The 21,536-nt window shown below is 66.8% G+C and carries 18 protein-coding genes; 17 read left to right on the top strand and 1 reads right to left on the bottom strand.

What is annotated here, in order from left to right:
• Positions 1 to 230 precede the first annotated feature (230 nt).
• Positions 231 to 1,160 (bottom strand): LysR family transcriptional regulator, encoded by a 930-nt coding sequence (locus ACZ1JW_RS18420; protein ID WP_465143082.1) that lies wholly within the window; start codon positions 1,158 to 1,160, stop codon positions 231 to 233.
• Positions 1,161 to 1,275: 115 nt separating this feature from the next.
• Between ACZ1JW_RS18420 and ACZ1JW_RS18425 the strand changes: the two genes are divergently transcribed.
• The 17 genes from ACZ1JW_RS18425 (at position 1,276) to uraH (ending at position 21,535) form a co-directional block, all read left to right on the top strand.
• Positions 1,276 to 2,844, top strand: coding sequence for an adenosine deaminase family protein (locus ACZ1JW_RS18425; protein ID WP_465143083.1), 1,569 nt, complete (start codon positions 1,276 to 1,278; stop codon positions 2,842 to 2,844).
• A gap of 241 nt (positions 2,845 to 3,085) precedes the next feature.
• Positions 3,086 to 5,491, top strand: coding sequence for a TonB-dependent siderophore receptor (locus tag ACZ1JW_RS18430; protein ID WP_465143113.1), 2,406 nt, complete (start codon positions 3,086 to 3,088; stop codon positions 5,489 to 5,491).
• Between the two features lie 77 nt (positions 5,492 to 5,568).
• Positions 5,569 to 6,684 (top strand): purine nucleoside permease, encoded by a 1,116-nt coding sequence (locus ACZ1JW_RS18435; protein ID WP_465143084.1) that lies wholly within the window; start codon positions 5,569 to 5,571, stop codon positions 6,682 to 6,684.
• 15 nt (positions 6,685 to 6,699) lie between these two features.
• Positions 6,700 to 8,061 (top strand): 8-oxoguanine deaminase, encoded by a 1,362-nt coding sequence (locus ACZ1JW_RS18440; protein WP_465143085.1) that lies wholly within the window; start codon positions 6,700 to 6,702, stop codon positions 8,059 to 8,061.
• A 13-nt stretch (positions 8,062 to 8,074) separates the two neighbouring features.
• Positions 8,075 to 9,448 (top strand): uracil-xanthine permease family protein, encoded by a 1,374-nt coding sequence (locus ACZ1JW_RS18445; RefSeq protein WP_465143086.1) that lies wholly within the window; start codon positions 8,075 to 8,077, stop codon positions 9,446 to 9,448.
• 90 nt (positions 9,449 to 9,538) lie between these two features.
• Positions 9,539 to 10,660, top strand: a complete 1,122-nt coding sequence (locus ACZ1JW_RS18450; protein ID WP_465143087.1) for a bile acid:sodium symporter — start codon at positions 9,539 to 9,541, stop codon at positions 10,658 to 10,660.
• Entirely contained in the window at positions 10,657 to 11,991 is a 1,335-nt protein-coding gene (locus ACZ1JW_RS18455; RefSeq protein ID WP_465143088.1) for an AtzE family amidohydrolase, read from the top strand. Before ACZ1JW_RS18450 ends, ACZ1JW_RS18455 begins: the two co-directional genes overlap by 4 nt.
• Positions 11,988 to 13,334 (top strand): NCS2 family permease, encoded by a 1,347-nt coding sequence (locus tag ACZ1JW_RS18460; protein WP_465143089.1) that lies wholly within the window; start codon positions 11,988 to 11,990, stop codon positions 13,332 to 13,334. The genes ACZ1JW_RS18455 and ACZ1JW_RS18460 overlap by 4 nt, the downstream gene beginning before the upstream one ends.
• Positions 13,331 to 14,260, top strand: coding sequence for a 5'-methylthioadenosine/S-adenosylhomocysteine nucleosidase (locus tag ACZ1JW_RS18465; protein WP_465143090.1), 930 nt, complete (start codon positions 13,331 to 13,333; stop codon positions 14,258 to 14,260). The genes ACZ1JW_RS18460 and ACZ1JW_RS18465 overlap by 4 nt, the downstream gene beginning before the upstream one ends.
• A 5-nt stretch (positions 14,261 to 14,265) precedes the next feature.
• The gene (locus tag ACZ1JW_RS18470; RefSeq protein WP_465143091.1) at positions 14,266 to 15,849 is read left to right on the top strand and encodes a gamma-glutamyltransferase family protein; all 1,584 of its coding nucleotides are present in this window, start codon (positions 14,266 to 14,268) and stop codon (positions 15,847 to 15,849) included.
• Positions 15,843 to 17,072 carry an allantoate amidohydrolase gene (locus ACZ1JW_RS18475; protein WP_465143092.1) on the top strand — a complete coding sequence of 410 codons (1,230 nt, stop codon included), beginning with the start codon at positions 15,843 to 15,845 and terminating at the stop codon, positions 17,070 to 17,072. The genes ACZ1JW_RS18470 and ACZ1JW_RS18475 overlap by 7 nt, the downstream gene beginning before the upstream one ends.
• Positions 17,002 to 18,300, top strand: coding sequence for a pyridoxal-phosphate-dependent aminotransferase family protein (locus tag ACZ1JW_RS18480; protein ID WP_465143114.1), 1,299 nt, complete (start codon positions 17,002 to 17,004; stop codon positions 18,298 to 18,300). Before ACZ1JW_RS18475 ends, ACZ1JW_RS18480 begins: the two co-directional genes overlap by 71 nt.
• Positions 18,297 to 19,199, top strand: a complete 903-nt coding sequence (puuE, locus tag ACZ1JW_RS18485; protein WP_465143093.1) for an allantoinase PuuE — start codon at positions 18,297 to 18,299, stop codon at positions 19,197 to 19,199. The genes ACZ1JW_RS18480 and puuE overlap by 4 nt, the downstream gene beginning before the upstream one ends.
• Positions 19,196 to 19,576, top strand: coding sequence for an oxalurate catabolism protein HpxZ (gene hpxZ / locus ACZ1JW_RS18490; RefSeq protein WP_465143094.1), 381 nt, complete (start codon positions 19,196 to 19,198; stop codon positions 19,574 to 19,576). Before puuE ends, hpxZ begins: the two co-directional genes overlap by 4 nt.
• Positions 19,573 to 20,013: a 2-oxo-4-hydroxy-4-carboxy-5-ureidoimidazoline decarboxylase gene (gene uraD, locus ACZ1JW_RS18495; RefSeq protein ID WP_465143095.1), complete on the top strand. Its 441-nt coding sequence runs from the start codon at positions 19,573 to 19,575 to the stop codon at positions 20,011 to 20,013. Before hpxZ ends, uraD begins: the two co-directional genes overlap by 4 nt.
• Positions 20,010 to 21,209, top strand: a complete 1,200-nt coding sequence (locus ACZ1JW_RS18500; RefSeq protein WP_465143096.1) for a urate hydroxylase PuuD — start codon at positions 20,010 to 20,012, stop codon at positions 21,207 to 21,209. Before uraD ends, ACZ1JW_RS18500 begins: the two co-directional genes overlap by 4 nt.
• Entirely contained in the window at positions 21,206 to 21,535 is a 330-nt protein-coding gene (gene uraH / locus ACZ1JW_RS18505; protein WP_465143097.1) for a hydroxyisourate hydrolase, read from the top strand. Before ACZ1JW_RS18500 ends, uraH begins: the two co-directional genes overlap by 4 nt.
• Position 21,536: the final 1 nt, after the last annotated feature.

A 21,536-nucleotide genomic window follows, 5' to 3' on the forward strand; every position in this document is an offset into this window, starting at 1 on the left:
GCGGTTCCCACGTCTTTTTGCGGGCGTTGCGCAAGGAAAGCTGTTTCACGCAGAGACGCGGAGAAAAGAGGGAGACGCAGAGATGTAATGCCAGCGGCGCAGCCGCTCTCCAATGCAACTCCCGCGTAAACCGCTATGCCAGAAGGACAAAGCGGCTTCGCCGCAAGCGCCAGTCCTCTGCGTCTCCCTCTTTTCTCCGCGTCTCTGCGTGAAACAGAAAGGCGCAGGCCTCACCCCGGCAGCGCTGACGTTCCGGGATAGGCCAGTTGTCCGAAGGAGGTCTGCATTTCGCCCAGCACGATGTCGGCCGCGTATGTCGGGGGGCGGGCGGTGGCGGTGCACAGGGCGAGCGTCATCGGGCGCAGGACCGGGTCGGAAATGCGGGTGAAGGAGAGCAGGCCTGCGCGCACTTCGGTCATCACGTCCAATGAGGTGAGGATGCCGATGCCGACGCCTTGCAGCACCAGCGAGGTGATCATCTGGATGTTGTTGCTGGTGGCTTTCTTGTCGAGCGTGGCGCGGGTGGTGCCTTCGAGCACGGCGATCTGCTGGTGCACGGCGAGCGCGCTCGAGGGGATGACGACGGGCGAGCCGATGCAGGCGGAAAAGCGCGCCTCCGCCTGCTGGCCAAAGGGGTGGCCGGCGGGCGTGATGAAGCCGAGGTGCACGTCAACGAAAGCGCGCACGGTGATGTCGCGGAAGGATTCGGGGTCGAAGAAGATGCCGAAGTCGACCTCGTTGCTGGCGATCATGCGGCGGACCTGATCGTTGGCGACGACTTTGACGTCGATGGTGATGCCGGGGTAGCGGCTCTGGATGGCTTGAATCGCGGCGGGGATCACGCCCTTGGCCAGCGCATCGATCACTGCGATTTCGACATGGCCGCGCTTCAATCCGCGCAAGTCCTCGATCTGGGCGCGCACTTCGGAAAGGCTCTTCTGCCAGCGCCCGCCTGCGGCCATCATGATCTCGCCCGCCGAGGTCAGGCGCAGGCCGGTGGGCAGGCGCTCGAACAGGGGCATGCCGATCTCGGCCTCGACGTTGAGAATCTGCCGGTCGATCGCCGAGGCCGAGACGTTTAGCTCGTCTGCCGCCTTGCGGATCGAGCCGAGGCGGCCGACGGCGAGGAAATAGCGCAGGAAGCGGGAGAATGCTGGCACGGTTGGGGGCTACCTATTTTTTGCAACGCTGTGTCGGATTCATTGCGTTTGTGTGCAAAGGGTCAAGTCCTTAACCACCGGCCATCGCATTTTTCGCGATGGAGGGTTCGCACAGATGGCAGGGGTCAAGACGGCAAGGGGCTGGCGTGCGCACATGCGCGGCGCAGCTGTCTTTGCCGTTCTGGCGCTCGGGTCTGCCCCGGCCTTTGCCGAACCGCTGCCGCTCGATCCGGCGCGCGAAGCGGCGGTTGCGGCGCTGATCGACAAGGCCAGGGCGAGCCCGCCAAGCTTGCGGGTGCTGCTGCGCGGGATGCCCAAGGGCGGCGATCTGCACAATCACCTTGGCGGCGCGATCTATGCCGAGGATTTCCTCGAATGGGCGGGCGACAAGGGCTTTTGCGTCAAGGCCGATGGCTTGGGCGTCGAGCCGCCGCCGTGTCCGCCTGAGCGCACGATTGCGCGATATTCGGTGGAGAACGAGTTCGGCTATGACCGGCTGGTCAATGCGATGTCGACGCGTGGCTGGCAGCGCGGGGTCGGGCGCAACGATGTGACCGGGCACAACCAGTTCTTCGGTGCCTTCAGCCGGTTCGGGCCGATTGCGGGCGAGAATGCCAAGATGCTGGTGGCGGCGCGGCGGATCGCTGCGGGCGACAATCTTTCGTATCTTGAGCTGGATCACAACCCGACGACGCTGTCGGCCAGCTTTGCCGCAGCGCCGCAAGGAGCGCTGGACGAGGCGGGGCTGGCGGCGCGTTATGCGGCGGAGGTCAAGGCTCTGGCCCCGCTGATCCCGGCGGCGCGCAAGGAGCTGGACGCGGACGAGGCCGAGGCGGGCAGGGCCATGGCTTGCGGCACGGCAAAGGCCGAGCCGGGGTGCAAGGTTGCGGTGCATTACCTGTTCCAGGCCATGCGCGCGCTGCCGCCGACTTATGTCTATCGCTCGCTGATCCTTGGCTTCCTGATGGCCGAGGCTGATCCGCGCTTTGTCGGCGTGAACATCGTGATGCCCGAAGACGCTTACCCGGCGCGGCGCGATTACAAGCTGCACATGGCGATGATCCGCCTGCTTTCGGCCAAGCATCCATCAGTGAAGCTGACGCTCCATGCGGGCGAGGTGACGCTGGGCCTCGTGCCGCCGCAGGACTTGCGCGACCATATTGCGCAGGCGGTGGCGGTGGGGGCCAAGCGCATCGGCCATGGCACCGGCATCGCGTTCGAGGACAAGGCCGAAGACACCATGGCGCAGATGGCGCGCGATGGCGTGGCGGTGGAAATCAACCTTTCGAGCAACGACGTGATCCTTGGCGTGAAGGGCGCGGACCATCCGCTCAATCTCTATCGCGCGCATGGCGTGCCGGTGGTGCTTTCGACCGACGATCAGGGCGTGCTGCGCTCTGACATGACCAACGAATATGTGCGCGCGGTGACCGAACAGGGGCTGGGCTATGCCGAGCTCAAGAAAATCGCGCGGGCCGGGCTGCACTATTCCTTCCTGCCGGGCGCGGCGCTGTGGGCCGATGTGGCGGGGCTGAAACCGGTGGCGGCTTGTGCCGACCTTGCCGCGCCAGCCTGCGCCAGGTTCCTGTCTGCAAACGAGAAAGCGCGGCTGCAGGCCGATCTCGAGCAGCGCTTTGCCGCTTACGAGACGGCGCGGCTGGCGCGCGCGCAAGGGGAGAATTGACGGCGCCGGACCGCATGGCGGGCGCCAGCGAACAAGCAATGTGCGCGACTTGCGTATTCATCGCCGCGGCGCGGCATGATCGAAGGGACGACAGCACGAAAGAATGAGGGAGAGGCGCGGTTCAACCAGGCGACATCCGGGCTTCAAGGGGAAGCCGGAGCGCCAAAAAGCGTCCAGGGGGGTTAAAACAATGCAAGACCCGATCACACTCGAAAGCAATTCCCGTCTCAATCGTGGCCTGATGAAGGGCCTTGCCGCCCTGATGGCCTGCACCGCGCTGACCACGCCCGCCTTCGCGCAGGAAGCGGCCGATGCCGAGGAGCCGCCCAAGGAAGAGATCGTCGTCACCGGCTCGCTCAACGCGCTGCCGCTGAAGGACGTCGGCTCGATCTTCGGCTTCGACAAGAACCTGGTGGAAACGCCGCGTTCGGCCTCGTCGATCTCGAAGGAGCAGATGGAGCGCTTCGGCGTGACCGAGATCTACGATCTCGTGGCGCAGTCGCCCGGCACTTTCACCAACTCGTTCTTTGGCGTTGGCGGTGCGCTCGACATTCGCGGCACGCCCGGCGAAGTCTATTTCCGCGGCATCCGCCGTCTCGACAACCCCGGCAACTACCCGACGCCGATCGGCGCTTCGGACCGCATCGACATCGTGCGTGGGCCTGCCTCGCCGATCTATGGTCCGTCCAAGACCGGCGGCTACATGAACTTCGTGCCCAAGTCGGCGCGTGTGGCGGGCGGCAAGTACCTCGGCAGCCCCGAAGGCCAGCTGACCTTCACTACCGGCAGCTGGGACCGTGCGGTCCTTTCCGGCGAAGTGCGCGGGCCCGGCAAGATCGGCACGCAGGAGTTCGGCTACAACCTCTACGCCGAGGTCGAGAACTCGGGCAGCTACTATCGCAACATGAGCACGAAGCAGACGATCCTGCAGGCGGCGTTCGACACCGATCTGGCGCCCAACCTGCGGCTCGAGTTCGGCGGCATGTACCATGACTACAAGGGCCAGCAGAACGGCGGCTGGAACCGCCTGACGCAGGAGCTGGTCGACAACGGGACCTATATCACGGGCTCTGCGCAGCCGGTCGACACCAATGGCGACGGGCAGATGTCGCAGGGCGAAATCAACGCGGTGATCCCCGGCGGCTTTTCGATCTTCGGCACCTTCGGCTGCGGCGGCGGTTCGCCGTTCGCCTCGGGCTTTACCGATGCGTGCTTTACCAACGCCTATCCGCAGCTGGCACTGACCAATGTCGGCACGGCCAAGCTCGACCGTCGCAACACGCTGACCGGCCCGAACGACAAGCTCAACAACAAGGCCAAGACCGCCTATTTCGACCTGATCTTCGACGGCGGCAATGATCTGGAGATCATGAACCAGTTCTTCTACGACGGCTACACCAACCTCAACGAAAACGCCTACGGCTTCTCGCAATTCCACGATTCGTGGGTGATCGAGGACCGCATCGTGATCTCCAAGTCGTTCACCAATGACATGGGCAAGTTCTCGTTCCAGGCCTCGCCGTCGATCCGCTACACCAAGTTCAAGCATGGCGACGACTTCAACTACGAGTACTTCCACCGCGTCGACCTGACCAAGGGCTACACGCCGCTGTCGGATCGCCTGCTCTCGACCGAGTGCGACTGCGACTACACCTCGTACAACCAGGGCCACTACACCGACCTTGGCGCGGCGTTCCTGACCGATCTCGATTTCAATTTCGGCCTCGGGATCACGGCGGGTGCGCGCTACGACCATATCTCGGTCACCACGGCGGACGTTGCCGCCAAGCTCGAGAACCCGGCCTCGGCAGGGCGGGCGAGCGACAGCAAGGGCGCATGGTCGTGGTCGGCCAGCGTCAATTACAAGGCGCCGTTCGGCCTGATCCCCTACTTCACCGTATCGCGCCAGTCGACGGTGATCGCCGGGCAGGGCGCCGAGATCTATGTGGCCGACGTGACCGGCGGCACCTTCATCAGCGCGTCCAAGCTCTATGAAGGCGGCATCAAGGGCTCGTTCCTCGACAACCGTCTCTATGGCGCGGTTTCGGTGTACAAGCAGACCCGCGTTGATCGCAACGCGCAGGCGATCGTCACCAACCAGGCGGTCGAGACCAAGGGCATCGAGGCCGAAGTGCGCTGGTCGGTGGACCGGCACCTGCTGATCACCGCCAACTACACCAAGACCAAGGTCTACAACCTGACCGCGCTCGGCAATGGCGTGCTGTTCAGCTTCTTCGGCATCGAGGATCTGGTCAATGTCAGCAACCCGGCGCTCTACCTTGGCGGTCAGCCGATTGGCCTCGTGCTGATCACCAACAAGGAACAGTCGCGCCGCGCGGGCATCCCCGAAGACCTCTACTCGGCAACCGCAACCTACTCGTTCGACAATGGCCTTGCCGTTGCGGGCAGCATCACGCGGGTGCCGGAGGTGTTCTCGGGCCAGTCGCAGGCGGTCAAGCTGCCGGCCTATACGCTGGTTGACGCCTCGCTTTCCTACACCACCGGGCCATTCCTGCTGCGGGCGGTGGTCAAGAACGCCACCAATGCCAAGTACTTCCGCGCCAACTTCACCGAACTGTTCGGCAGCACCATCGCGCTGCCGGAACGTCCGCGCAGCTGGCAGGCTTCGGTCGTCTACAAGTTCTGACGACTGGTCTGAATGCGAGGGGCGGTTCTCTCCCGCCGCTCCTCGCAACCGGCGAATATTCCAAGGTATCCGACATCATGCGAACCATTGCGCGCCTCGCGCCCTTCGTTGCGGCTCTGCTGGCCGGAGCGCAGCTTGCTCACGCGGCCCCTGTGGCGGATGCGGCGAGCGTGGCGGCAGTGCAGGCCTGCGTTCCGGCGCGGCCCTGCGCGGCGAAGCTGCCGGTGCGGGTGGTGGTCGTCACCATGTTCGAGATCGGCAAGGACAGTGGCGACAAGCCGGGCGAGTTCCAGCTGTGGAAGGAGCGGCGCGGGCTTTCGGTGACGCTGCCGTTCCCGCAAGGCTGGCACGATCTGGCCTATGACCCTGAGACCGGCGTGCTGGCGATCGTGACGGGGATGGGCTCGATCAAGTCTGCCACGGCGGCGCTGGCGGTGGGGATGGATGACCGGCTGGACCTTTCACAGGCCTACTGGCTGGTGGCGGGGATTGCCGGGATCGATCCCGAGGATGCCTCGGTGGGATCGGCGGCCTGGGCGCGCTACCTGATCGATGGCGACATCGCGCACGAGATCGATGCGCGCGAGATCCCGGCGGAGTGGAAGAGCGGCTACTTTGCGCTGCACAGCAAGGGGCCGATGGACCCGACGCCGCTGCCGCCCGACAACGGCGAGATGTTCGAGCTGAACCCTGCACTGCAGGACTGGGCCTTCGCGCTGACGAAGGACATGAAGCTGCCCGACGATCCGGCGATTGCCACCGCGCGCAAGGCGTTCACCGGCTATCCCAATGCGCAAAAGCCGCCGTTCGTTCTGAAGGGCGACAATCTGGCGGCGATGACCTTCTGGCACGGCGCGAAGATGACGCAGTGGGCCAATGACTGGACGAAGTTCTGGACGCGGGGGCAGGGCGAGTTCGTGACCTCTGCGATGGAGGAGACGGGCACGTTCCAGTCGATCGAGTACCTGACCCGTGTGGGACGGGCCGACCGGGACCGGGTCATGGTCCTGCGCTCTGCCAGCAACTTCACCATGCCGCCGCCGGGGGTGGACCCGGCCAGCTACCTGCTGAGCGAGAACCAGGGCTATGCCGGGATGACCGCGGCGCTGGAGGCGCTTTACCTCGTTGGCGGCAAGGTGGTGGACGAGATCACCGGGCACTGGGATCGCTATGAGAAGGCGCCGCCGAAGTGATGGGTGCCGTCTGACATGGCGCTGACGCTGATCCGCAACGCTGCCGTTGTCGTCGTGATGGACGATCCGGGCACCGAGATCGCGGGCGGTGCGGTGGCGATGCGCGATGGGGTGGTGCTGGCGGTGGGGACGACTGCTGAACTCGCACCGTTGGCGGGCCATGCCGATGTGATCATCGAGGCGGCGGGCTGTGTAGTGACGCCGGGGTTGGTCAACACGCACCACCATTTGTACCAGACGCTGACCCGCGCCTTGCCGGGTGCGACCGAGGCTTCGCTGTTCGGCTGGCTCAAGCGGCTCTACCCGGTCTGGGCGACTTATACGCCGGACGACGTGTTTGCCGCGACGCAGCTGGGTTTGGCCGAGCTGGCGCTTTCGGGCTGCACGATGAGTTCGGATCACCTCTACCTGTTCCCGAACGGGGTGACGCTCGACGATACGATCCATGCCGCAGCCGGCATCGGCCTGCGCTTTCACGCCACGCGCGGGAGCATGAGCGTGGGTGAGAGTGCGGGCGGGCTGCCGCCGGACTCGCTGGTCGAGCAAGAGGACGCGATCCTCAGCGATTGCGTGCGGGTGATCGACCGGTTCCATGATGCGTCTGACGGCGCGATGGTGCGGGTGGGGGTGGCACCGTGCTCGCCGTTCTCGGTGAGTCAGGGGCTGATGCGCGATGCGGCATTGCTGGCACGCGACAAGGGGGTGATGCTGCACACCCATCTGGCCGAGGATGCCGACGACGTGGCGTTCAGCCTTGAGCGGTTCGGGTGCCGGCCTGGGCAATATGCGCAAGAGCTGGGCTGGACCGGGCCGGACGTGTGGCATGCCCATTGCGTGCAGCTGGACCGCGGCGAGATCGATCTGTTTGCGCGGACCAAGACCGGGGTAGCGCATTGTCCGGGGTCCAACTGCCGGTTGGGTTCGGGCGTGGCGCCGGTGCGGGCGATGGTCGATGCAGGCGTGCCGGTGGGGCTGGGGGTTGATGGCTCTGCCTCGAACGATTCCGGCAATCTGCTGGGCGAGGCGCGGCAGGCCCTGCTGTTGCAGCGGGTGACGCATGGGGCGACGGCCTTTGCTGCGCGCGAGGCTTTGCGGCTGGCAACGCGGGGCGGGGCGCAAGTGCTCGGACGGCATGACCTTGGCAGTCTGGTGCCGGGCAAGCGCGCCGACATTGCGGTGTGGGACATGGGCACCGTCGCCTCTGCCGGGGCGTGGGATCTGGTGGCGGGGCTGGTGCTCGCGCCGCCTGCGGGGGTGCGCGACCTGTTCGTGGAAGGGCGCGCGGTGGTGCGTGATGGCGAGCTGGTGATGACGACGCGGGCGGCGGTCGTCACCGCTGCACGCAAGTCGCTCGATCGCCTGATGGCACTGGCATAGGAAAGGGGATGGCATGGCTTTGCCCGGAGCAGTGACCCGCGAGCAGGCGCGCGATCCGGACTTCTTCCCGGGCTTCGGCCTCGCCATTCCGCTGGGCGTGCAGCACGTGCTGGCGATGTTCGTATCGAACCTGACGCCGCCGATCATCATTGCGGGCGCAGCGGGATTTGGCTTCGGATCGCCCGATCCTTCGGCGCTGATCTACATGATCCAGATGTCGATGCTCTTCGCCGGGATCGCCACGCTGCTGCAGACGGTGGGCGTGGGGCCAGTGGGCGCGCGGCTGCCCTTGGTGCAGGGGACGAGCTTTGCCTATATCCCGGTGATGATCCCGATCGTGGCGGGCAAGGGCGTGGAGGCGATGGCTGCGCTGACCACGGCGGCGCTGATCGGCGGGCTGGTCCATGCCGCGTTGAGCGTGTTCGTCGGCCGCGTGCGCTTTGCCCTGCCGCCGCTGATCACCGGGCTGGTGGTGCTGATGATCGGCCTCTCGCTGATGCGGATCGGGGTGCAGTATTCGGCGGGCGGGGTTCCGGCGATAGGCACGCCTGCATTCGGCGCGGGGCAAAGCTGGCTGCTGGCGGCAGTGGTCGTGCTGGCGACGCTGGGGCTCAAGTTCTTTGCGCGGGGGATCTGGTCGACCGCTTCGGTGCTGCTGGGGCTGCTGGCGGGATATGCGGTGGCGCTGGCGATGGGGCGGATTTCGTTCGATGCGGTGGCGAGCGCTCCGGTTGCCATGCTGCCGAACCCGTTCCACTTCGGCTTTGCGCTTTCGGCTTCGGCCATTCTCGGCTTCGTGCTGACGGGGTTCGTCTCGTCGATCGAATCCATCGGCGATGTCGAGGCGATCTGCGAGGGGACGGCGGGGCGGCCTGCGAGCGATGCGGAACTGCAGGGTGCGGTAGCGGCGGACGGCGTGGGCACGGCGCTGGCGGCGGTGTTCGGGGCGATGCCCAACACCACGTTCAGCCAGAACGTGGGGCTGATCGCGATCACCGGTATGATGAGCCGCCATGTGGTGACGCTGGGCGCGGTGTTCCTGATCCTGTGCGGGCTTGTGCCCAAGATCGGCGCGGTGGTGACGACGATCCCCATCGAAGTGCTGGGCGGCGGGGTGATCGTGATGTTCGGCATGGTCGCCTCGGCGGCGCTGTCGATGCTGGCTTCGGTAGAATGGAACCAGCGCAACATGCTGGTCTTCGGGGTGAGCCTGTCGCTGGCGCTGGGGCTGCAGCTGGAGCCGGACGCGGTGGCGCACCTGCCCGAGACGGCGCGGGTACTCCTGACGTCTGGCGTGATGCCGGCGGCAGTGCTGGCGGTGGTGCTGAACCTGGTGCTGCCGCGCGAGACGGCTGATGAGGAACCAGCGCTGGTGGCGGCGGAGTAGTGTGGGGCAGGGTGCTCTCTTTTTTGCAACGATGCGTGCCGATCATTGCGTTGGATCGGTAGGGTGGAGCGGGGCATAGCGGGATCAACCATGGCCACGCGCAACAAACTTCCTTCGGTCGACCCGTTCCTGCTCTGGCTGGTGGGCACGGTCGTGGCGGCGAGCCTGCTGCCGGCGCGGGGCGTGGCGCTGGGGGCGTTCGACGTGGCGGCGGATGCGGCGATCGTGCTGCTGTTCTTCCGCCATGGCGCGAAGCTGAGCCGCGAGGCGGTGCTGGCGGGGATCGGCAACTGGCGGCTGCATCTCTTGGCGCTGGGCTTTACCTACCTGCTGTTTCCGGTGCTGGGTCTGGGCGCGGCGAAGGTCGCCGGGCTGGTCATCGATCCGGCGCTGGCGATGGGGCTGATGTTCCTCGCACTGCTGCCATCGACGGTGCAAAGCTCCATCGCGTTTACCGCCATGGCGGGCGGGAACGTGGCGGCGGCGGTGTGCTCGGCCTCGCTGTCCAACCTTGTCGGGATCGTGCTGACGCCGCTGCTGGTGGCGCTGTTCATCCATTCGGGCGGTGAGGGCGGAATCGACGGATTTTCGTCCGTGCAGAAAATTGCAACGCAACTGCTCCTGCCGTTCGTGGCGGGGCATCTGCTGCGGCCCGTGATCGGCAAATGGGTGGATGCGCACAAGAAGCTGCTGCAGCCGGTGGACCGGTTCTCGGTGCTGCTGGTGGTCTATTCCGCGTTCAGCGCGGCGGTGGCGAACGGGGTGTGGAACAGGGTCGGGCCGCTTGACCTTGGCGTGTTGCTGGTGGCCTCGGCAGTGATTCTGGGCGTGGTGATTGCGGTCAATGGCGTGGTGGCGCGCGTGGCAGGGTTGCCGCGCGAGGATGCGATCGTGCTGCTGTTCTGCGGATCGAAGAAGAGCTTGGTTTCGGGCGTGCCGATGGCGGGCGCGCTCTTTGCGCCGGCGCAAGTGGGCATGGTGATCCTGCCGCTGATGATCTTCCACCAGTTGCAGCTGTTCGTCTGCGCCTGGCTGGCGGGGCGGTATCGGCGTGAACTGGACGCTGCCGCTGCGGTGCTGCCGCCGCAGGGCGAGGCGGCGGCGCTGGCGCGGGCGCAGGAGATTGGCCTTCCGATCCCGGACGCTTGCCGCGCGGGCGTGGTGGCCAATCTCGACCTGCTGACGCGCCATGCGCGGGTGCTGGACGCATGAGGCGGGCGGTCGAAATTGCCGCTGCGGTGCGGGCGGGAGAGGTCAGCGCAACTTTGCTGGCCGGACGGGCCATTGCCGCGCTCAAGGCGGATGCGCATGTGGCCGTCACCCGGGTTCTGGAGGAGCGGGCGCTGTCTGAGGCGGCAGCGGTCGATGCCGCTGTGGCGCGCGGGGACGATCCGGGGCCGCTGGCGGGCGTGCCCTATGGGGTGAAGGACCTGTTCGACGTGGCGGGCCTGCCGACGACGGCGGGGTCGGCGGTGCGGGCGGGGGCTGTGCCTGCGGGCGGCGATGCCGAGGCTATCCGGCGGTTGCAGGCGGCAGGGGCGGTGCTGGTGGCGACGCTCAACATGGACGAGTTCGCCTATGGCTTTGCCACGATCAACGCGGCTTATGGCACGACCCGCAATCCCCACGATCCGGCGCGGCTGGCGGGGGGATCGTCGGGCGGTTCGGCGGCGGCGGTGGCGGCGGGGCTGGTGCCCTTTGCGCTCGGGTCTGACACGAACGGGTCGATCCGGGTGCCTGCCAGCCTGTGCGGGCTCTATGGGCTGAAATGCGCGCATGGCTCCTTGCCGGTGGCGGGGACGTTCCCGTTTGCCGAGAGCTTTGACGATGTGGGGCCATTTACGCTGAGCCTTGCCGACATGGCGCTGGTGTGGGGCGTATTGCGGGGCGGAGCATTGCCGGAATGGACCGGCGACGTCCGCATCGCGCGGCTGGACGGGCGGTTCCGGGAGAATGCCGATCCGGCGCAGCTTGCGGCGATTGACGCTGTGGTGCCTGAGGCTCCGCTGGTGGAACTGCCCGACATTGCGAAGGCGCGCAGTGCGGCGTTCCTGATCACCGCGTTCGAAGGCGGCGCGCTGCATCGCGAGACTCTGGCCACGCGGGCGATGGACTACGATCCGGCGGTGCGGGACCGGCTGATGGCGGGCGCGCTCCTGCCGGAGGAGCTGTACGCCAAGGCGCTCGCCTTCCGCGCCGATTTTCTGGCACGGCTTGAGGGGCTGATCGCGGATTTCGATGTGCTGCTGGCGCCGGCCACGCCTTGCGTAGCGCCGCAGATCGAGGACCCGCGCATCGTGATCGACGGAGCGCTGAGCCCGGCGCGGGCGGATCTCGGGATTCATACGCAGCCGATCACCTTCACGGCCCTGCCAGCGCTGGCGGTGCCGCTGCACAGGCCGGGGCAGTTGCCGCTGGGGCTGCAGCTGATCGGCAAGGCGGGCGGCGAGGGCGCGTTGCTGGCGCTTGCCGAGCGGCTCGAAAACGAGGGATGGACTGGCGTGAGCGCGCCAGAGCGCTTGATTGCGGGGGAACTGATATGACGGGGTCAACCACGACTGAGGGCGGCGTGCTCGAACGCCACTTCAGGATGCGCGAGCGCGGGACCAATACGCGGACCGAGGTGCTGGCGGGCTTCACCACCTTCCTGACCATGGCCTATATCGTGCTGGTCAACCCGGCGATCCTTGGGCAGGCGGGCCTGCCGGTGGCCTCGGTTGCGGCGGCGACGTGCTTTGCTGCGGCGTTCGCCTCGATCCTGATGGGGATGGTGGCGAACACGCCGCTGGCGCTGGCGCCGGGAATGGGGCTCAACGCCTATTTCAGCTTTACCGTGGTGCAGCAGATGGGCGTGCCCTGGCCGGTGGCGCTGGGTTGCGTGTTCATCTCGGGCGTGGCCTTCCTGATCCTGACGCTGACGGGGGTGCGGCAGCTGATCGTCTCGGTGATCCCGCAGCACCTGTTTGCTGCCGTTGCGGGCGGGATCGGGCTGTTCATCGGCTTCATCGGGCTCAAGGACGCCGGGATCGTCGTGGCCAATCCCGCCACTTTCGTCGGTCTTGGCAGCGTGACCGATCCGGGGCCGGCGCTGGCGCTGTTCGGCCTTGTCGTGATCGGGACGTTGAGCGTGTGGAACGTGCGCGCGGCGATGCTGATCGGCATCGTGCTGACGACGATTGCCGCGTGGGTCGTGGGCCTGGTGAGCGCGCCGACCGAGCCCTACAGCCTTGCCGCGCTGACCGGGACCGCGTTCCAGCTGGATATTGCGGGCGTGTTCGGGCTTTCGGGCAAGCACGGCATCGGCCTTCTCGAAGTGCTGTTCGTGTTCCTGTTCGTCGACCTGTTCGACAACATCGGCACGCTGGTGGCGGTGACCAAGCGGGCCGGGCTGATGGACGCGGCGGGCAGGATTCCCGGGCTCAACCGTATCCTGATGACCGATGCCGTGGCGACGATGGTCGGCGCGATGGCGGGGACCAGCACGGTCACCAGCTATGTCGAGAGCGCGGCGGGCGTGCAGGCGGGTGGGCGCACCGGGCTGACGGCGGTGGTCTGCGGGCTGCTGTTCTTCGCCACGATGTTCGTTGCACCCTATGCGCAGCTGGTGCCGCTGGCGGCGACGGCCCCGGCGCTGGTCGTGGTCGGCGGGCTGATGCTGCTGCCGCTGACCGAGGTCGACTGGGAGGACCCGATGGCGGCGATCCCGGCGTTCCTGACCGTGGCGATGATCCCGCTGACCTTCTCCATCGCCAACGGCCTTGCCTTCGGCATCACCACCCACGCCCTGCTCAAGCTGCTCAAGGGCAAGGCGAGCAGCAAGGACTGGTTCCTGTTCACCCTCGCCGCGCTGTTCGTGGCGCGCTTTGCCTGGATGGCCGCTGCATGATCCGCCGAATTGCTCTTGCTTTCGTTGCCCTGCTCCTGCCCGCGTCTGCGCAGGCGCAGAAGCTGGATGATACCCCGCGCACCGTGGTGATGACCGCGTTCCGGCCGGAATGGAACGCGCTCGTCCACACGGTGCAGGGCGCGAAGGAGCATTCGATCAACGGCGGCACGTTCCTGACCGGCACGATGGAAGGCAAGCCGGTGGTGCTGATGCAGAGCGGGGTCAGCGTGGTGAATGCCGCGATGAACACGCAATTGGTGCTCGACCGCTTCAACGTGAAGCGCATCGTCTTTTCCGGCATCGCGGGGGGCGTCGATCCCAAGCTGTCGATCGGCGACGTGATAGTGGCCGAGGACTGGGGGCAGTATCTCGAGGCCTCTTTCGCGAGGAAGACCAAGACCGGATGGATGCCGCCCGACAAGGGCAGCGCGGAAAGCCCGGCCAACTGGTTCTTCATCTTCCCGCGCGGCACGGTGATGGCCAATGCCGCCACGCCGCCCAAGCGCATCTATCGCGTGCCGGTGGATGCAGGGCTGCTCGATCTCGCGCGCAAGGTGGTGCCTTCGATCACGCTGGAACGCTGCGTGCCGCCATCGGAAAAGATGCTGGCAGGGTCCGAGCTGTGCCTGCCGCGCGTGCCCAAGATCGCGGTCGGCGGAACCGGGGTGACGGCGGGCGTCTATGCCGACAATGCCGAGTTCCGCGTCTATCTGCACAAGGCTTGGGGAGCGCGCGTGCTCGACATGGAAAGCGCGGCGGTGATGCAGGTGGCCTATAGCAACATGGTCCCGGCCATCGTCTTCCGCAGCCTTTCCGACCTTGCCGGCGGCGACAAGCACAAGAACATGGAGGACACGTTCGAGCATCTCGCCTCGGTCAATTCGGCGCATGTGGTGCGAGCCTATCTCGCCGCGCTGCCGGACTGATCGCGATGACATTGGCAACCGTCACCGGATCGAAAGGCATGGTCACCGCGCCGCACTGGCTGGCGGCGGAGGCGGGGCTTTCGGTGCTGCAGGAGGGTGGCAATGCGGTGGAGGCGACGGTGGCGGTCGCCGCGTGCCTTGCCGTGGTCTATCCGCACATGACCGGGATCGGCGGGGACGGGTTCTGGGTGATCCACGAGCCTGATGGCGCGGTGCATGGCATTCATGGCTGCGGCGGGGCTGCGAGGGCGGCTTCGCTGGAGCTTTATGCGGGGCTGGACGCGGTGCCTTTCCGGGGGCCTTTGGCGGCCAATACCGTGGCGGGGACGATTTCCGGGTGGGCGGCGGCGCTGGAGAGCGCTGGCGGATCGCTGCCGCTTTCACGCCTGCTGCGCGATGCGATTGCGCATGGCGAGGCGGGCGTTGCGGTCACCTCCGGGCATGCCGCGATTGCCGCCGCCAAGGGGCCGGAGCTGCGGGTGCAGCCGGGGGCCTATGCCACGACATTCGAGCCGGAAGGCCGTCCGCTTCATGAGGGCGATGTCCTGCGTCAGCCGGTGCTGGCGCAGACATTGCAGCGATTGTGCGAGGATGGGCTGGAGAGCTTCTACACCGGGCCGCTGGCGGCAGATATTGCGGCTGATCTGGCGGCGCTGGGCAGTCCGGTTTCGGCTGCGGACCTTGCCGTGCATGAGGCGACACGGCCTGCGCCGCTGACCACGCGGTTGCGTGATTGCGAGGTGTGGAACAGTGCTCCGCCGACGCAGGGCTTCGCCTCGCTGGTGATCCTTGCGCTGTTCGACCGGCTGGCTGCGGATGCGGCAGACGGGTTCGATCATGTCCATGGGCTGGTCGAGGCGACCAAGCAGGCGTTTTTGCTGCGCGATGTGCATGTGGGCGATCCTGCGTATCATGACTTTGACTGGCAGGGGTTGCTGTTTGATCCTGTGGCGCTGGATGAACTGGCGGCGCGGATCGATCCGGCAAAGGCCCTTGCCTGGCCGCAGCCGCCGCAGTGGGGGGACACCTGCTGGTTCGGGGCGGCGGACGGCGAGGGACGCGTGGTCAGCGCGATCCAGTCGACCTACTTCGAGTTCGGATCGGGGCTGGTGCTGCCAAGGACCGGGATCTCCTGGCAGAATCGGGGCAGCAGTTTCCGTCTGGCGGCGGACGGGTGGAATGCGCTGAAGCCCGGGCGCAAGCCGTTCCATACGCTGAACCCTGCGCTGGCGCGGTTCGATGACGGGCGGGTCTTGGCCTATGGCACGATGGGTGGCGAGGGGCAGCCGCAGACGCAAGCCGCGCTGTTCAGCCGCTATGCGCGGTTTGGCGTGGACTTGCAGGAGGCGATCTGCGCGCCGCGCTGGTTGCTGGGGCGGACGTGGGGGGAACAGTCCACCACGCTGAAGCTGGAGGACGGGTTCGATCCGGCGCTCTATGCCGCGCTGGCTGCGGCGGGGCATGATGTCGAGCGCGTGGGGCCGCTGACGGCGACGATGGGCCATGCGGGCGCGATCGTGCGCCATGGCGACGGGCGGCTGGAAGGCGCGACCGATCCGCGCAGCGATGGCGGAGTGGCGGCGTGGTGAGTGGGGCGCGCGCTGTCTTGCGTTGTGACGAACTGGCTTTGCCGCCGTTCAGCGACAGCGTTGGCGGGCTGACGCGGACCTATCTTTCGCCTGCCTACTTTGCCGCGCAGGACAAGATCTCCGAGTGGATGGCCGAGGCCGGGATGGCGCTGCGGTGCGATGCGGCGATGAATCTGGTCGGGCGCTACGAAGGCGCGGCGGCGGGTGCGCCTGCGCTGGTGATCGGCAGCCACCTTGATAGCGTACGCAATGCCGGGGCCTATGACGGGCCGCTGGGGATCATGCTCGGCGTGGAGGCGGTGGCGGCGCTGCATGAGCGCGGGGTGCGCCTGCCCTTTGCCATCGAGGTCTATGCTTTTGGCGACGAGGAAGGCTCGCGCTTTCCTGCGGCGATGCTGACGAGCCGGGCGGTGGCGGGCACGCTCGATCCGGCAGCGCTGGAGGTGACGGACCGCGAGGGCGTGGCGCTGGCCGAGTTGGTCGATGTTGCCGCCTTTGCTTCGGCGGTGCGGCGCAAGGGCGAGGTCTTTGCCTATCTCGAGGCGCATATCGAGCAGGGGCCGGTGCTGGAGGCGCAAGGGCTGGCCGTGGGCACTGTCACCGGTATTGCCGCGCAACTGCGCTATGAGATCGAGCTTGGCGGGACGGCAGGCCATGCCGGGACGACCGCGATGGGCCTCAGGCGTGATGCCGTGACGGGCATGGCCGAGATGGTGCTCGCGGCCGAGAGCGTGGCCAAGGCGGGGCCTGCCGATCTCGTGGCGACAGTGGGGGTGGTGCAGGTGCCTTCGGCCGCGGCCAACGTGATCGCGGGCAAGTGTTCGTTCACGCTCGACGTGCGTGCGGCAAGCGCTGCGACGCGCGATGCGGCGGCGGACGAGATCCTGCGCCGCTTTCGCGCCATCGCCAATGCGCGCGATCTGGGCCTTGCCGTGCGCAAGGGGCACGATCTTCCCGCCAGCCCCTGCGATCCGGCGCTGATGCAGCTGCTCGATCAGGCGACGCAGGCGGCGGGACACAAGCCGTTCCGCCTTGTTTCGGGGGCGGGGCATGATGCCATGATCATGGCCGCGCTGTGCCCCACCGCGATGCTGTTCATCCGCTGCCGGGGCGGGGTGAGCCACAATCCTGCCGAGCATGTCGACCCTGCCGATGCGCAAGTGGCGCTGCAGGTCATGCTCGGCTTCATCGAACAACTGGGAGCCAGCCTTGAGCCAGCTTGATCCGACTCTCTTCGGCGAAATCGACCCTCCGCAGCGGCTGCTGATGGGGCCGGGACCGGTCAATGCCCATCCGCGCGTGCTGAGGGCGATGGCGGCGGACCTGCTCGGGCAGTTCGATCCGGAAATGACCGGGTTCATGAACCAGGTCATGGCGCTTTACCGCCCGATCTTCGGCACCTGGAACCAGTGGACAATGCTGATCGACGGCACGGCGCGCGCGGCGATCGAGGCTTCGCTCGTCAGTCTGGTCGAGCCGGGTGACACGGTGCTGGTGGTGAACTTCGGGCGCTTCGGCCTGCTGCTGACCGAGATCCTGACGCGGCTGGGCGCCAAGGTCGAACAGGTCAGCGCGCCGTGGGGCGAAGTGGTGCCGCTTGAGGCGATTGCCCGCGCCATCGAGATGCACGGGCCGAGTGTCGTTGCCACGGTGCATGGCGATACTTCGACGACGATGAGGCAGCCACTGGAAGGGCTCGGCGCGCTGTGCAAGGCGGCGGGCGCGTTCGCCTATGTCGATGCCTGCGCGACGCTGGGCGGCATGGAGATCGCGGCGGACCGCTGGGGCGTGGACGTGGTGACGGGCGGTTTGCAGAAGTGCCTTGGCGGGCCTTCGGGCTCCGCGCCGATCACCATTTCCGACCGCGCGGCGCAGCGCATCTTCTCGCGCCGCCATGTCGAGCAGGGCATCCGGCGGGACGATATCGCCGATGGCAAGGGGCCGCGCATTCCGTCGAACTACTTCGATCTGGCGATGATCATGGACTACTGGTCGGACAAGCGGCTGAACCACCATACCGAGGCGACCTCGATGCTCTATGCCGCGCGCGAATGCGCCCGGGTGGCGCTGGGCGAGGGGCTGGAGGCGCGGTACGCGCGGCACCGCAAGGCGGGCGCGGCGATGACCGCCGGCGTGCGCGCCATGGGGCTGACGGTGTTCGGCGAGGATGCCCACCGCATGACCAACGTGACCGGCGTGTACATTCCCGCAGGCGTCGATGGCGAGGCGATCCGCACGATGATGCGCGATCACTTTGAGATCGAGATCGGCACCGCCTTTGGCCCGCTGCAGGGCCGGATCTGGCGGCTGGGCGCGATGGGCTACAACGCGATGAAGCACAAGGTGCTGCTGACGCTTGGCGCGCTGGAGGCCTGCCTCAAGGCGCAAGGGTTCAGCCTGCCGCTGGGCGAGGCGGTGCCTGCCGCGCTCGCTGCTTGGGAGGCGGCATGAGCGTCCTGCGCGATCTGACAGGTTACGGTGCCACCCCTCCGCCTGCGCAATGGCCCGGCGGGGCGCGGGTCGCCGTGCAGTTCGTGATCAATTACGAGGAAGGCGCGGAGAACTCCGTGCTCAATGGCGACAAGGGTTCCGAGGCGTTCCTTTCGGACATGGTTGGCGCAGCCGCCCATCCGGCGCGGGCGATGGCGATGGAGAGCCTCTATGAATACGGCAGCCGCGCCGGGTTCTGGCGGCTGTACCGGCTGTTTGCCGCGCGGCGCGTGCCGGTGACGGTGTTTGGCGTGGCCACCGCGATGGAGATGAACCCGGCGGCGGTTGACGCCATGATCGAGGCCGGGTGGGAAATCGCGAGCCACGGGCTTCGCTGGATCGACTACCAGTATGTGCCCGAAGAGGTGGAGCGCGAGCATATTGCGCGGGCGATTGAACTGCATACCCGGCTGACCGGGGAGCGTCCGCTGGGCTGGTATCAGGGGCGCACCTCACCCAACACGGCGCGGCTGGTGGTGGAGGAGGGGGGCTTTCTCTACGACGCCGACAGCTATGCCGATGACGTGCCCTATTGGGATGTGCGTCATGGCAAGCCGCAGCTGATCGTGCCCTATTCGCTCGATGCCAATGACATGAAGATGGTGGCGCTGAACGGCTTTACCGAGGGCGAGCAGTTCTTCCGCTACTTGCGCGATACCTTCGAGCAATTGCGTGAGGAGGGCGGGCGGATGATGTCGGTCGGCCTGCATGGACGCATTGCCGGAAAGCCGGGGCGGGCGCGGGCGGTGGCGCGGTTCCTCGACCATGTGATCGAAAGCGGCGATGCGTGGATCGCGCGGCGGATCGACATCGCGCGGCACTGGCTGGCCTTGCACCCTTATGCGGGAGGTGCGGCGTGACCGTGAATGACCCGGTGCTGCTTGCCGAAGTCACCGCTGCCTTTCAGGCTTACGAGCGCGCGCTGATGGCGGACGATCTGCCGGCGATGGACGCGCTGTTCCACGATGCGCCGACGACCAACCGCTTTGGCGTGGGTGAAGTGCTGTGGGGAATGGAGGCGATCCGCGAGTTCCGCAAGGGGCGCGGCGGATCGCCGCAGCGCCGGTTGGGGCAGGTGGCGATAACGGTTTACGGTGACGGATTTGCCACGGCGGACGCCGAGTTCTTTCGCGAGGGGAGCGACCGGCGCGGGCGGCAGAGCCAGGCATGGGTCAGGTTTGCCGATGGCTGGAAGGTCGTCTCCGCGCATGTCAGCCTTGAAGGGGCCACGTCATGACCGCGCTGTTCGAGCATAGCCCTTGGGTGGAGGCGCGGGCCGATGCGCGAGCGTCGAGCGGGGATCGCCATGCCGATCTGATGGCGGTGGTGCATGAAGCCTCGGCCGAGGAGCAGCTGGCCCTGATCCGAGCGCATCCCGAGCTTGCAGGCAAGGCGGCGGTGGATCGCACGCTGACCGAGGCTTCGGCGGCGGAGCAGGCGTCGGCGGGGCTCGACCGGTTGAGCGAGGCGGAATTCGCGCGGTTCCATGAACTGAACGCGGCCTATCGGGAGCGGTTCGGCTTTCCCTTCATCATCTGCGTGCGGCTGACCGACAAGGCGGGGATTCTCAGCGCGATGGAAGCACGGTTGGCCAACGAGCGTGACACCGAAATCGCCACCGCCATCGCGCAGATCGGCGAGATCGTGCGGCTTCGTCTGGAGGACATGAAGTGACGGTGGACTGGGGCGAATGGCTGAACCTTTCGATCCGCTGGTTCCACCTGACCGCGGGCATCGCGTGGATCGGCTCGTCGTTCTACTTCGTCTGGCTCGACAACCATCTGGTGCCGCCCAAGGAGGGCGAGGCGAGCGGCGAGGTGTGGTCGGTCCACGGCGGCGGGTTCTATCACAAGCAGAAGTACGCGGTGGCGCCCGCAAAAATGCCCGAGGACCTGCATTGGTTCAAGTGGGAGGCCTATACCACCTGGATCACCGGCTTTTCGTTGCTGGTGCTGGTCTATTGGGTGGGGGCGGAGAGCTTCCTGATCGATCCGGCCAAGGCGCAGCTTTCGCAAGGGGCGGCGATCGGCATCGGCGCGGCTTCGCTGGTGGCGGGCTGGCTGGTCTATGACGGGCTGTGCCGTTCGCCCTTGGGGCGCGACAACCGGGTGCTTGGGGCGGCGTGGTTTGCCTTTCTGGTGCTGGCGGCGTGGGGGCTGAACGCGGTGTTCAATGCGCGCGGGGCCTATCTGCACGTCGGCGCGATCATCGGCACGGTCATGGTCGCCAACGTGTTCTTCGTGATCATCCCGAACCAGCGCAAGGCGGTGGCGCAGCTGATGCAGGGGCAGGCGCCCGATCCGGCGCTGGGCAAGGCGGGCAAGCAGCGTTCGGTCCACAACAACTACATGACGCTGCCCATTCTGTTCATCATGATCAGCCATCATTACGCGATTACCTTCGGCGCTGCGCGGCCATGGTTGGTGCTGGCGCTGCTTGGGTTGACCGGCGTCGCGGTGCGGCATGTGTTCAACTTGCGGCATCAGGGCCGGAAGACCGGGCGGGCGATGGTCGTGGCCGGGGCGATGGCGCTGGTGAGCGTGACCTATGTCTCGGCGGAAAAGGCGACCTTGCCTGCGGTGGCGAAGGCTGCGGAGGCTTCGCAGGAGCCCGCGACATGGGCCAGCGTGGAGCCCATCTTCGCCAAGCACTGCCTCAGTTGCCATGCTGACAAGCCGACCAGCGAGGCGTTCACCGCGCCGCCGCTGGGTGTGAGGCTCGACAGTTTCGACCATGCCCATGCGGTGGCTCCGCGCGTGCAGAAGGTGGCGGTCGATGCCGAGATCATGCCGCTGGGCAACATGACCGGAATGACCCGCGCCGAACGCGATGCGCTGGGCCGCTGGATTGCAGCAGGAGCGCCGCAATGACCACGCTTTCGACCCACGTGCTCGACACCATGCATGGCCGCCCGGCAGCGGGCGTCAAGGTGCGGCTGGAAGATGCGAAAGGGACGGTGCTGTTTGCGGGCACGACCAATGCCGACGGGCGCTGTCCGGGGATGCCGCAAGTCGGGCCAGGGCGATATGCGCTGGTCTTTGCGGTGGCTGACTACTTTGCCGATGCTGGCGTTACCCTGCCCGAGCCGCCGTTTCTGGATGACGTGCGCATCGCCTTCGGCATGGCGGACGAGGGGCATTATCACGTGCCGCTGCTGGTCTCGCCGTTCGCCTATTCGACCTATCGGGGAAGCTGAG

The sequence above is a fragment of the Novosphingobium sp. BL-A-28-Hi1-0D genome (assembly GCF_055521755.1).